Annotated in this window: 10 protein-coding genes; 3 read left to right on the forward strand and 7 right to left on the reverse strand. The window is 62.1% G+C overall.

All coding sequences use genetic code 11. The features are described 5' to 3' along the window. Nucleotides 1-54 precede the first annotated feature (54 nt). Complete coding sequence (locus MUO32_RS15020) at nucleotides 55-939, reverse strand: DMT family transporter (protein ID WP_257949134.1); 885 nt, start codon at nucleotides 937-939, stop codon at nucleotides 55-57. Nucleotides 940-1230: 291 nt separating this feature from the next. On the opposite strand from MUO32_RS15020, the gene MUO32_RS15025 reads away from it, so the two are divergent. Genes MUO32_RS15025 through MUO32_RS15035 form a run of 3 tightly spaced genes read left to right on the forward strand, consistent with a single transcriptional unit; the run spans nucleotide 1231 to nucleotide 4439 of the window. Then, nucleotides 1231-2655 (forward strand): circularly permuted type 2 ATP-grasp protein, encoded by a 1425-nt coding sequence (locus MUO32_RS15025; protein WP_257949135.1) that lies wholly within the window; start codon nucleotides 1231-1233, stop codon nucleotides 2653-2655. 5 nt (nucleotides 2656-2660) lie between these two features. Continuing rightward, the gene (locus MUO32_RS15030; RefSeq protein WP_257949136.1) at nucleotides 2661-3602 is read left to right on the forward strand and encodes an alpha-E domain-containing protein; all 942 of its coding nucleotides are present in this window, start codon (nucleotides 2661-2663) and stop codon (nucleotides 3600-3602) included. Nucleotides 3603-3617: 15 nt separating this feature from the next. Further along, entirely contained in the window at nucleotides 3618-4439 is an 822-nt protein-coding gene (locus MUO32_RS15035) for a transglutaminase family protein (RefSeq protein WP_257949137.1), read from the forward strand. Nucleotides 4440-4796: 357 nt separating this feature from the next. Here the strand turns inward: MUO32_RS15035 and araD are convergent, their stop codons facing one another. The 6 genes from araD to chvE all read right to left on the reverse strand — a co-directional run bounded on the left by araD (nucleotide 4797) and on the right by chvE (nucleotide 13104). After that, complete coding sequence (araD, locus tag MUO32_RS15040) at nucleotides 4797-6536, reverse strand: L-arabinonate dehydratase (protein ID WP_257949138.1); 1740 nt, start codon at nucleotides 6534-6536, stop codon at nucleotides 4797-4799. Nucleotides 6537-6584: 48 nt separating this feature from the next. Continuing rightward, nucleotides 6585-8018 carry an aldehyde dehydrogenase family protein gene (locus tag MUO32_RS15045; protein WP_257949139.1) on the reverse strand — a complete coding sequence of 478 codons (1434 nt, stop codon included), beginning with the start codon at nucleotides 8016-8018 and terminating at the stop codon, nucleotides 6585-6587. 23 nt (nucleotides 8019-8041) lie between these two features. Continuing rightward, nucleotides 8042-9037 carry an AraD1 family protein gene (gene araD1, locus MUO32_RS15050; RefSeq protein WP_257949140.1) on the reverse strand — a complete coding sequence of 332 codons (996 nt, stop codon included), beginning with the start codon at nucleotides 9035-9037 and terminating at the stop codon, nucleotides 8042-8044. A 127-nt stretch (nucleotides 9038-9164) separates the two neighbouring features. Next, nucleotides 9165-10373: a multiple monosaccharide ABC transporter permease gene (gene mmsB / locus MUO32_RS15055; RefSeq protein ID WP_257949141.1), complete on the reverse strand. Its 1209-nt coding sequence runs from the start codon at nucleotides 10371-10373 to the stop codon at nucleotides 9165-9167. Beyond that, nucleotides 10373-11908 carry a multiple monosaccharide ABC transporter ATP-binding protein gene (mmsA, locus tag MUO32_RS15060; RefSeq protein ID WP_257949142.1) on the reverse strand — a complete coding sequence of 512 codons (1536 nt, stop codon included), beginning with the start codon at nucleotides 11906-11908 and terminating at the stop codon, nucleotides 10373-10375. Before mmsA ends, mmsB begins: the two co-directional genes overlap by 1 nt. Nucleotides 11909-12030: 122 nt before the next feature. Then, complete coding sequence (gene chvE / locus MUO32_RS15065) at nucleotides 12031-13104, reverse strand: multiple monosaccharide ABC transporter substrate-binding protein (protein ID WP_257949143.1); 1074 nt, start codon at nucleotides 13102-13104, stop codon at nucleotides 12031-12033. Nucleotides 13105-13138 lie beyond the last annotated feature (34 nt).

Genomic DNA, 13138 nt, shown 5'->3' on the forward strand with positions numbered 1-13138 from the left:
CGGGTAAACACCGAATAGAAAAACGGCGGGCTTCGGCCCGCCGTTTTTGTTTGCTCAATCCGCCGGCGCCGGCGTCTTGCGGTTCGTGAGGTAGACCCCGACCACCACGATCAGCGTTCCGACGATCATCGGGATCGTCAGTTCCTCGCCGAAGGCGACCGCCGCCTGCAGGGCGGCAATGGGCGGCACGAGATAGATGAGCGAGGCTGCGCGGGAAACCTGGCCGCGGCGCAGCAGATAGAGCAGCAGCAGGATCGCGCCCATCGAAATGCCAAGCACGGACCAGGCGAGAAGCGCGACGAAGGCGAAGCCGAAATCGACATGCAGGCTTTCCAGCCCCAAGGCGAACGGGAAGGTGACGACGAGCGCACCGGCATATTGCAGGGTGGCGATAGTGCGGATGTCGCCGGTCTGCAGATATTGCTTCTGGTAGATCGTGCCATGGGTGACGGCGATCATGCCAAGCATGTTGACGATGATGGCAAAGGCCGGGATTTCCGCCGCGCCATGTCCGAAGAATTTCGGCAGGACAGCGAGCAGCACGCCGAGAAAGCCAAGGCCGAGCCCCATCTTCTGCGTTCCGCTGAGCCGTTCGCCGATGAAGAAGGGTGCGGCCAGCGCCGTCATCAGCGGCTGGAGGGCGGCGATGATCGAGGACAGCGCCGCGGGCACGCCCTCGCCGATCGCCCACCAGACCGCACCCAGATAGAGGCCATGCAGGAAAGCACCGGAGACGACGGCATGCACGATGGTGCGCGTATCACGCGGCCAGGAGGCGCGGGTAACGAGACAGAAGCCGGTGAACAGGATCGCAGCCGTCGCGTAGCGGATGCTGAGAAAGGTCAGCGGCTCGGAAACGAAGGTGGCGTATTTGGCGACGACCCAGCCGGTCGACCAGAGCAGGACGAAAACGGCTGGCGCCAGGCGATCGAGGGACATGGGACTTCCGGCGGGATGACAAGGAATGCGCGAGCGATAGGCGCTGCCCCTGTGATGGTCAAAGGAATTTCCTTGATGCTTAGGTTCAGCGAAAGGTGCAGGTCGCGTATTCGGCATCTGCCCATCTTTTCGGCACAGGCTGGTCCGGCGGTCGACCGACCGATGCATGCCTGCCCCAAAAAACCGTCGCGACGGCCGGTTTGATCGCGCTCAAAGCGGTATGAGAATTCTTTCCCGCTAATTGAGCATGGTTCTTGCATTGCCCCGGATGTTGTACTCAAATGGCGAAAAATGGGGAACACGCCTTTGGCATTTGATGAAATGATAAACGCGGACTCAAACCCGCGGCAGCCCTATGACAACTACCATGACTGGTATGAAGGACAGGATCGGGCCCGCCTGATCGCCAAATCGAGAGACGCGGAAAACCTCTTTCGAAAGACCGGCATCACCTTCGCGGTCTACGGACACGAAGACAGTTCAGAAAAGCTCATTCCCTTCGACATCATCCCCCGCATCATTTCAGGCCGAGAGTGGCGCAAGCTCGCCCAGGGCATTGAACAGCGGGTCATCGCCCTCAACGCCTTCCTCGACGACATCTACCACAAGCAGGAAATCATCAAGGCCGGCCGCGTGCCGCGCGAGCTGATCGAGCGCAACGTCGCCTTCCTGCCGCAGATGATCGGCTTCAAGCCGCCGGGCGGCGTCTATACCCACATCGTCGGCACGGATATCGTGCGCACCGGCGAAGACCAGTTCTACGTGCTGGAAGACAATGCCCGCACCCCGTCCGGTGTCAGCTACATGCTGGAAAACCGGGAAACCATGATGCAGATGTTCCCGGAGCTGTTCCACCTGAACAAGGTGCGCCCGGTCGAGGACTATCCGAAGCTGCTGCGCCAGAGCCTCGCTTCGCTCGCCCCGCCCGGCTGTTCCGGCAAACCACGTGTCGCGGTGCTGACCCCCGGCATCTTCAACTCCGCCTATTACGAACACTCGTTCCTGGCCGACATGATGGGCGTGGAACTGGTCGAGGGCTCGGACCTGCGCGTCGTCGACGGCAAGGTCAAGATGCGCACGACCCGCGGCTATGAGGCGATCGACGTGCTCTACCGCCGCGTCGATGACGATTTCCTCGATCCGCTGACCTTCCGGCCCGATTCAGCGCTCGGCATTCCCGGTATCATGGACGTCTACAAGGCCGGCAACATCACTATCGCCAATGCGCCGGGCACCGGCATTTCCGACGACAAGGCGATCTATTCCTACATGCCCGAGATCGTCGAATTCTACACCGGCCGCAAGGCGCTTCTCGAAAACGTCCCGACATGGCGCTGCTCGGAGGAGGACAGCCTGAAATACGTGCTCGAACATCTCGACGAGCTGGTGGTGAAGGAAGTGCATGGCTCGGGGGGCTACGGCATGCTGGTCGGCCCGACCGCCTCGAAGAAGGAATGCGCGGCTTTTGCCGAAAAGCTCAAGGCCCGGCCGTCGAACTACATCGCGCAGCCGACGCTGTCGCTCTCCACAGTCCCCATTCTCGTCAACAAGGGCATCGCGCCCCGGCACGTCGACCTTCGGCCCTACGTGCTCGTTTCCGACAAGGTGCAGATCATTCCGGGCGGGTTGACCCGCGTGGCGCTCAAGGAAGGCTCGCTGGTGGTGAACTCCAGCCAGGGCGGCGGCACGAAGGACACCTGGGTACTGGAGGACTGATGCCGATGCTCGGAAGAACCGCAAACGGCCTATATTGGATGTTCCGCTATATCGAGCGGGCAGAAAACATCGCCCGCCTCATCGATGCGGGCCTGCGCATGGCGCTGACGCGCAGCGGCTCCACCGACGAGGACTGGGACGGCGTGCTGCAAAGCGCCGGCGTGCGCGAGGACTTCGACACCGTGCACGGCAAGCTGACGAGCGCCGATGCCATCGACTACCTGCTGCGCGACCGGGCCAACCCGTCGAGCGTGATGTCCTGCATCGACGCCGCCCGCAACAATGCCCGCATGGTGCGCACCGCGCTGACACGGGAGACCTGGGAAGCGACGAACGAATGCTGGATCGAATTCAAGGAGATGCTTTCCAAGCGCGTCCGCCCGGCGGAAATGCCTGAGGTGATCGATGCGATCAAGCGGCGCACCGGCCTCATCCGCGGCGCCTTCCACGGAACCATGCTGCGCGACGATATCTACAACTTCTCACGCATCGGCACCTTCATCGAGCGCGCGGACAACACGACGCGCATCCTCGACGTAAAGTACTACGTGCTGCTGCCGGCAATCGCCACGGTGGGCTCGTCACTCGACAACAAGCAGTGGGAATCGATCCTGCGTTCGGTCTCGGCGCACCGCTCCTACAGCTGGGTCTATGACGGCGACTACTCGCCCGCCAACATCGCGGATTTCCTGATCCTCAACGACCGCATGCCACGCTCGCTTGCCTACAGCTACGACAAGATCGTCAGCAATCTAGGTTATCTCGCAAAGCTCTATGGCGACAACCACGCGGCGCACGAGACGGCCTCCGCCACGCTGATGCTGCTCAGGAGCCGTACCATGGACGATATCATGGAACAGGGTCTTCACGAGTTCATCGAGGAGTTCATCTCGCACAACAACCGCCTCGGAGAGGAAATCTCCGAGGGCTACCGCTTCTATCGCTAGGGCTGAGGACGTGCAATGCGACTGAAAATCAGCCACACGACCGAGTACCACTACGACGACCCGGTGCAGTATTCGCTGCAAAGGCTGCGGCTGACGCCGAAAAACCAGCCGGGCCAGATCGTGCGCGAGTGGAAGACCACCGTACACGGCGCCCGCCTGGAAGCGGGTTACACGGACCATTTCGGCAACCATGTCGATCTCGTCAGCACCAATGCCGAACAGGTGACGATCCGTATCGTCGCCGAGGGCGAGGTGGAAACGCAGGATCGGGCTGGTGTCTTCGGCCCGCATCAGGGGTTCGTGCCGCTCTGGCTCTATCTGCGCGAGACGCCGCTGACCACGCCCGGCACGCTTGTCCGCGGCCTCGCCAAAGCCGCGACCGGCGACAATGAGCTGGCACGCATGCACGCCCTGATGGCCGCCATTCACGAAGGCGTCGAATACAAGCCGGGCGAAACGGCCTCCGACACCACCGCCGAACAGGCGCTGGAAAAGAAGCAGGGCGTCTGCCAGGACCACGCCCATATCTTCCTTTCGGTTGCCCGCCATCTCGGCATCCCCGCCCGCTACGTCTCCGGCTATCTTCTGATGGACGCACCGGACCAGACGGCGAGCCATGCCTGGGCGGAGGTGCACCTGCAGGGCCTCGGCTGGGTCGGCTTCGATGCCGCCAACAAGATCTGCCCCGATGCGCGCTATGTCCGTCTCTCGACCGGCCTCGACTACACCGACGCCGCTCCCATCTCCGGCATGGTCATGGGCAGCGCCTCGGAAACGATGAGCGTCGCCATCAAGGTGGAAGCGGCCGGCCAGAGCCAATCGCAAAGCCAGAGCTGACGGTCGAATTCGACCAGCGCCGCATCATAGTCGCCGAAGTCACGGATCGCATCACGGTCTGGGCGCGAGCCTGTGTCTCCACCACCGGAATTGTTGCCACCATCGACATCGGCCAGGCCTCGCGATCCGCCGACATCGGCATTTGCGAGACCCTTGCCGGCACGTCCGCGCTGGACAGGCACGGCAAGAACGACCGCGGCCAGAAGGGCCGCAGAAGCTTCGGGATCGATACATCCGCGTGATGCGACGGTCGGCAACAGGGAAAAAGGAAAAGTTGCGCTCGCCCTTGAGAACGCCGCGATCTGTTTCGCGACGATACAAATCGGGCGCGGTTTTCAAGACCGCGCCCGAAAAACCTCAGTGGCTGTCCTTACCGACGGCACTGCCGCGACATCCCTTGAGGAAGTCGAGATCGGCGCCGGTATCGGCCCCCTGAACGTGCTGCTGGTGCAGCCAGGCGTAACCCGACGCGGGCAGTTCGTGGTTGGGCTGCCATGCGGCAAGCCGGCTTGCCAGTTCCTCGTCGGAAATGTCGAGATGCAGGCGACGGTTCGGCACGTCGAGCTCGATCATGTCACCGTTCTTGACGACCGCCAGCGGGCCGCCGACGGCGGCTTCCGGCGAGGTGTGCAGGACGACGGTGCCATAGGCCGTGCCGGACATGCGGGCATCCGAGATGCGAACCATGTCGGTGATGCCCTTCTTGAGCACTTTCGGAGGAAGCCCCATATTGCCGACCTCGGCCATGCCGGGATAACCCTTGGGACCACAGTTCTTCATGACCATGATGCAGGTCTCGTCGATATCGAGAGCATCGTCGTTGATCTTCGCCTTGTAGTCGTCGATATCCTCGAACACCACGGCGCGGCCGCGATGCGTCAAGAGATGCGGCGAGGCTGCCGACGGCTTCAGCACGGCACCCTTCGGCGCCAGATTGCCGCGCACGACGACGATGCCGCCCGACTGCGTCAGCGCCTTTTCGGCTGGCAGGATGACGTCCTCGTTCCAGTTGACAACGTCCTTGACCTCGTCCCAGACGGTTTCGCCCGAGACAGTGATCGCATCCTTGTGCAGAAGTCCGGCTTCGCCGAGGCGCTTTAGCACGACCGGCAGACCACCGGCATAGAAGAACTCTTCCATCAGGTACTTGCCCGACGGCATCAGGTTGACGATGGTCGGAACGTCGCGGCCACAGCGGTCCCAATCGTCCAGCGTCAGGTCGATGCCGACACGGCCGGCCATGGCGAGCAGGTGGATGACGGCATTGGTCGAGCCGCCGATGGCCGCATTGGTGCGGATGGCGTTCTCGAAGGCCTGCTTGGTCATGATGTCTGACGGCTTCAGGTCGTCCTTGACCATCTGCACGATGCGGCGGCCGGTAAGCTGCGCCATGACCTTGCGGCGCGAATCGACGCCGGGGATGGCGGCATTGCCGGACAGCGCCATGCCGAGCGCTTCGGCCATGGAGGCCATGGTAGAGGCCGTGCCCATCGTGTTGCAGGTGCCCGACGAGCGGCTCATCGAGGCTTCCGCCTCGAGGAATTCCTCCTGCGTCATCTCGCCGGCCTTCACCATCTCGGAGAACTTCCAGAGGTGCGTGCCGGAGCCAACGCGCTCACCGCGGAAATAGCCGTTCAGCATCGGGCCGCCGGTGACGACGATCGACGGCAGGTCGACGGAGGCCGCCGCCATGATCAGCGACGGCGTGGTCTTGTCGCAGCCGACCATCAACACGCAACCGTCCATCGGCTGGCCGCGGATGGTTTCCTCGATCGCGAGGGCCGCAAGGTTGCGGTACATCATCGCTGTCGGGCGGAAGGTGTTTTCCGAAGCCGAGAAGACCGGCACTTCCATCGGGAAGCCGCCGGCCTCCCAGATACCCGCCTTCACCTTTTCGGCAAGCTCGCGCAGATGGCCGTTGCACGGGGTCATGTCCGACCAGGTGTTGAGAATGCCGATAACAGGGCGTCCGTCGAACAGGTCGTGCGGATATCCCTGGTTCTTCATCCAGCCACGGTGATAGATCACGTCACGGCTGGTGCCGCCGTACCATTCCTGTGAGCGCAGCCTGCGCGGCCATTCCGCTTTCTTCGTCATCTTTCCAGTCCTCGAAGGGGCCACCCGCAAGACCGGGCGGCCTTTGTCTCACGCCAGGGTGTAGGCGGTCTTGACGGTTGTGTAGAATTCGTTGGCGTATTTGCCCTGCTCGCGCGAGCCGTGCGACGAGCCCTTGCGCCCGCCGAAGGGCACATGGAAATCGACGCCCGCCGTCGGCAGGTTGACCATCACCATGCCGGCTTCGGCATTGCGCTTGAAATGCGTCGCGTGCTTGAGGCTGGTCGTCGCGATGCCCGAGGAAAGGCCGAAGGGCGTGTCGTTGGCGACAGCCAGCGCTTCCTCGTAGTCCTTGACGCGGATGACCGCCGCGACGGGGCCAAAAATTTCCTCGCGCGAGATGCGCATGTCGTTCGTCGCTTCGGTGAAGAGTGCCGGCGCCAGATAAAAACCGGGTGTGTCGCGCTTCAGAATCTCGCCACCGAAGGCGAGCTTGGCGCCCTCTTGTCTGCCGATCTCGATATAGTCCGTATCCTGCTTCAACTGGCTCTGATCGACGACAGGGCCGATATGCGTGCCGGCCTTCAGCGCATCGTCAACGACGACGCTCTTCAGGCGCTCGCCGACGGCCGCGACGAACCGATCGTGAATGCCTTCCGTCACGATGACGCGCGAGGAGGCCGTGCAGCGCTGGCCGGTCGAGAAGAAGGCCGAATTGACGGCGGCTTCCACGGCGACGGTGAGGTCCGCATCGTCGAGCACGACGAAGGGGTTCTTGCCGCCCATTTCGAGCTGGTATTTTCTGTTATGCTCGACCGAGGCCAAAGCAACGCGCTTACCGGTGCCAGTGGAGCCCGTAAACGTGACGGCGTTGACATCGGGGCTGTCGAGCATGGTCTGGCCGACGACGGAGCCCTTACCCATGACAAGATTCAAGACGCCCTTCGGCAGGCCGGCGCGCACCAGGATATCGACGATGGCCCAGGAACAGCCGGGCACCAGTTCGGCAGGCTTGAAGACGACCGTGTTGCCATAGCAGAGCGCCGGCGCGATCTTCCAGGCGGGAATGGCGATCGGGAAATTCCACGGCGTGATGATGCCGACGACGCCGGCCGGTTCGCGGGTGATCTCGACACCGATATTCGGCCGCACCGACGGCAGCGTCTCGCCGGCAAGGCGCAAACACTCGCCCGCGAAGAAATCGAAGATCTGTCCGGCGCGCACGGTCTCGCCGATGCCTTCGGCCAGCGTCTTGCCCTCTTCGCGCGACAACAGGCGGCCGAGTTCGTCCTTGCGGGCAAGGATCTCGTCGGCGGTCTTGCGCAGAATGGCGTGGCGCTCGAGGATGCCGGAACGCGACCAGGCCGGGAATGCGGCCTTCGCCGCAGCGATCGCCGTCCTGGTGTCCTCGACGGAGGCGCGCGCATAGATGCCGACGACATCGCCCGTGTTCGACGGGTTGATGTTCTCGATGGCATCGGAGCCGACCCATTCGCCGGCGATCAGGTTCTGGTGGATGGTCATGGCCTCAGCCTCCTGTCCGTCGCCTACAATTGGCGGATTTCGATTTCTTCTTCCTTGGCAATCGCCAGGGGATTGCGCAGCGGCAGACCGAAACCGTCTGCGCCGATCTCGAACACGTCGCCTTCCTCGGTGCGGATGCCGTCGCCGAAGGACAACGTCGCCGTGCCGAACATGTGGACGTGGATATCGCCCGGCGCGCGGAACAGACCGTATTTGAAATGATGGTATTCCAGGTTGGCGAAGGTATGGGACATGTTCGCTTCACCGGAGACGAACGGCTTTTCCCAGAGAACCTCGCCGCCACGCACGATGCGCGAGAAGCCTCGGATATCATCGGGGGCCGCACCCACGCGGATTTCCGGGCCGAAGCTCGCCTGGCGCAGCTTGGAATGCGCGAGATAGAGATAGTTGATGCGCTCCGTCACATGGTCGGAGAACTCGTTCGACACGGCAAAGCCGATGCGAAACGGCGAACCATCGGCGGCGATGATATAGATGCCCGCCATTTCGGGCTCCTCGCCGCCATCGAGCGCGAAGGAGGGAGACGTCAGCGCGGAACCCGGTGCGACGGCCTGGCTGCCATTGCCCTTGTAGAACCATTCCGGCTGCACGCCTTTTTCACCGGCCTTCGGCTTGCCGTTCTCGAGACCCATGCGGAACATCTTCATGGAGTCCGTCAGCGTCTCTTCGGCGGCTTCAGAGGTCTTCTTGTGCATGGAATCGCGTGTGGCGGCTGAGCCGAGATGCGTCAGGCCCGTGCCGGTCAGGTGCAGATGCGCAGCGTCCGGATGGGTGATCGGCGACAGCAGCCGGCCATCGGCATAGGCCTCTTCCAGATCGACCTCGTCGCCAAGACCCTTGGCATCGATGACGGCCTTCAGCGACTGGCCGTTATTGGCGGCTTCCAGCGCCAGCGCATAGACGCTAACGGCATCCTTGACGGCACGACCCGCGCCGCCCTCTTCCCGCACCACCACGGTGATGGAACCGTCGGCATTTGCTACCTGCGAAATCAGCATTTCCGTTTCCTTCCTAAGGCCCATTCCGGCCAAAGCTCCGCACCTGCGGCGGACAAATGTCACCACACTGGCCGCACCGGCGGCCGGTCGAAGTATCCAGCAATCGGGTGGGCGACCGGTTCTCCGGTCAACCCTTGTTCTTGTTGTAGACGTCGAAGAACACGGCGGCGAGCAGCACCAGGCCCTTGATGAGCTGCTGGTAATCGATGCCGATGCCCATGATCGACATGCCGTTGTTCATGACGCCCATGATGAACGCGCCAATGACCGCGCCGGTGATCTTGCCGACGCCGCCCGAAGCCGATGCGCCGCCGATGAAGCAGGCCGCGATGACGTCGAGCTCGAAGCCGACGCCGGCCTTCGGCGTCGCCGAATTGAGACGGGCCGCGATGATCATGCCGGCGAGCGCCGCAAGCGCACCCATGTTGACGAAGGTATAGAAGGTCAGCCGCTCGGTATTGATGCCCGAAAGCTTCGCCGCCTTCTCGTTGCCGCCCATCGCATAGATGCGGCGACCGATTGTCGTGCGGGTCGTCACGAAAGCGTAGAGCGCGATCAGGATGCCCATGATGACGAGAACGTTCGGCAGGCCGCGATAGGTCGAAAGCTGGAAACCGATGAAGATCGCGACGACACCGATGATCGCCATCTGCACGGCAAAGAAGCCGAAGGGCTCGTTTTCCGTCTCGTTGACGGCATTGAGGCGACGCTCACGCAGGCCGGCATAGAAGGCGTAACCAACGAGCAGCAGCACGGCGACGAGCGCGACATAGTTCTTGATGAGGCTGGTCGAGGGATCGGTGATGGACAGGAAGTCCGGCACGAAGCCCGTGGAGAGGACCTGGAATTCCTTCGGGAACGGACCGACCGGACGACCCGACAGCACGACATAGGTCATGCCGCGGAAGACCAGCATGCCGGCAAGCGTCACGATGAAGGACGGGATCTTCTGATAGGCGACCCAATAGCCCTGTGCCGCACCCATGATGGCACCCATGAGGATCGCGAGTGGCACGACGGCAATGGCCGGAAGGCCCCATTTCACCAGCATGATCGCCGACATGGCGCCCGTGAAGGCGACGATGGAGCCGACCGACAGGTCGATATGCCCCGCCACGATGATCAGCAGCATGCCCAGCGCCATGATGACGATGAACGAGTTCTGCAACACCAGGTTGGTGATGTTGACCGGGCGGAACAGCACACCGTTGGTCAGGATCTGGAAGAAGATCATGATCACGACGAGCGCGACCAGGAGGCCGTATTCGCGGATGTTCTTCTTGAGATATTCCCCCACCGAAGGCTGGGTCGTCTTGGTCGCGGTATCGGTGGACATTAGTGTTTCTCCCCGGAGCGCATGATGGCGCGCATGATGGATTCCTGGCTTGCTTCCGCCTTCGAAAGCTCGGCCACGATGCGTCCTTCGTTCATGACATAGATGCGATCGCAGGTCCCGAGCAGTTCCGGCATCTCCGACGAGATCATGAGGATGCCCTTGCCCTCGGCGGCAAGCTGGTTGATGATGGAATAGATTTCGAACTTGGCGCCGACATCGATACCGCGCGTGGGTTCATCGAGGATCAGCACCTCGGGATTGGTGAAGAGCCACTTCGACAACACGACCTTCTGCTGGTTGCCGCCGGAAAGATTGACCGTTTCCTGATAGATCGAATGCGAGCGGATGCGCAGCTTCGAGCGATAGTCCGAGGCGACCTTGGCTTCCTGCCGGTCGTTGATGATGGTGTTCGACGAGACGCCCTCGAGATTGGCCAGCGTCGTGTTGTGCATGATGTTGTTGATCAGCACGAGGCCGAGATGCTTGCGGTCCTCGGTGACATAGGCAAGGCCGGCATCGATCGCCTTGGGGATCGTGCTGACATCCACCGGCTTGCCGCGCATGGAGACGTCGCCGGTGATCTTGTGGCCCCAGCTCTTGCCGAAGATGCTCATCGCCGTTTCGGTACGGCCGGCGCCCATCAGACCGGCAATGCCGACCACTTCGCCGGCACGGACCGTGAAGCTCACATCGTGCAGGAACTGGCGGTCACGGTGATGCTGGTGGAAGACGTTCCAGTTCTTCACCTCCAGCAGCGTTTCGCCGATCTTGGGCTCGCGCGCGGGGTAGCGGTCTTCCATCTCGCGGCCGACCATGCCCTTGATGATGCGGTCTTCCGAGATATCCTCGTGATGACAGTCCAGCGTTTCCACCGTGCCGCCATCGCGCAGGATGGTGATCTGGTCCGCGACCTTTTTGATCTCGTTCAGCTTGTGCGAAATGATGATCGAGGTCATGCCCTGCGTGCGGAACTCCATGAGCAGCTTCAGGAGCGCGTCGGAGTCCTTCTCGTTGAGCGAGGCGGTCGGCTCGTCGAGGATGAGCAGGCGCACCTTCTTGGACAGTGCCTTGGCGATTTCCACGAGCTGCTGCTTGCCGACGCCGATATCGGTGATCAGCGTGCTCGGAGAATCCTTGAGGCCCACCTTGTCGAGCAGTTCTTGCGTGCGGCGGAACGTCTGCTTCCAGTCGATGACGCCGTTCGTCGCGACCTCGTTGCCGAGGAAGATGTTTTCGGCAATCGACAGGAGCGGCACCAGCGCCAGCTCCTGGTGGATGATGATGATGCCCAGATGCTCGCTGTCGGAGATCGTGGAGAAGTGACGGACTTGGCCGTCGAAATGGATTTCGCCCTCGTAGGAGCCGGCCGGATAGACGCCGCTCAACACTTTCATGAGGGTGGATTTGCCGGCGCCGTTTTCGCCGACAAGGGCGTGAATCTCGCCTTCGCGGACCTTCAGATTGACGTTGTCGAGCGCCTTCACGCCCGGGAACGTCTTCGTGATGCCACGCATTTCGAGAAGGGTCTTGCTCATGTACCAGTTTCCAGCGGCCAGTGATCGCCCTTCAGCAGGGAGACCGAGCCTATTCGCTCTGCGATCCGGAGAAAAGAGGGTTCGCGCTGGAACGCGCGAACCCCGGAGAGATTTGAGAACGATTAGTTCTTCAGCTGATCAGCCGTGTAGTAGGCCGAGTCCGTGACGAGGATCTTCTCGGCGTTGGACTTGTCGACGGCAACCGGCTTCAGGAGGTAGGACGGGATGACCTTGACGCCGTTGTCATAGGTCTTCGTGTCGTTGACCTCAGGTTCCTTGCCTTCGAGGATCGAGTTGACCATGCTGACGGTGACCTTGGCGAGTTCGCGCGTGTCCTTGAAGACCGTCGAATACTGTTCGTCGGCGAGGATCGACTTGACGGACGGCAGTTCGGCGTCCTGGCCGGTGACGATCGCCATGGCCTGGTCGCCCGAGCCGTAGCCGACGCCCTTCAGGGCCGACAGGATACCGATGGAGAGGCCGTCATAGGGCGACAGAACGCCATCGACGCGGCCGTCGGTGTAGGTCGAGGAGAGCAGGTTTTCCATGCGAGCCTGGGCAACGGCACCGTCCCAACGCAGCGTGCCGACGGTTTCCATGCCGGTCTGGCCCGACTTGACGACGATCGCGCCACTGTCGATCAGCGGCTGGAGGACCGACATCGCGCCATCGTAGAAGAAGAAGGCGTTGTTATCGTCAGGCGAACCGCCGAAGAGTTCGACGTTCCACGGCTTGGTGTCCGGGAACTTCGCCTTCAGGCCGTCGACGAGGCTGGTGGCCTGGAGAACGCCGACCTGGAAGTTGTCGAAGGTGGCGTAGTAGCTGACATTGCCCGAGTCGCGGATGAGGCGGTCGTAAGCGATGACCTTAACGCCGGCGTCCGCTGCCTTCTGCAGGATGTCGGAGAGCGTCGTGCCGTCGATGGCGCCGATGACGAGAACCTTGGCACCCTTGGTGACCATGTTTTCGATCTGGGCCAGCTGGTTCGGAATGTCGTCGTCAGCAAACTGCAGGTCCGGCGTGTAGCCGGCGTCCTTGAACAGCTTTTCCATCGTCTCGCCGTCGGAAATCCAGCGGGTCGAGGTCTTGGTGGGCATGGAAATGCCGACCATGCCCTTGTCCTGGGCAAAAGCCGGGGCAACGAACGACGCGACGCTGATGGCAGCCGCCGCGAGAAGCGAGGTGATCATTTTCATTGAAAGGTCTCTCCCTTGTGCGCACTGGCCAATT

This window comes from Shinella sp. CPCC 101442, assembly GCF_024704725.1.
Taxonomy (GTDB): Bacteria; Pseudomonadota; Alphaproteobacteria; order Rhizobiales; family Rhizobiaceae; genus Shinella.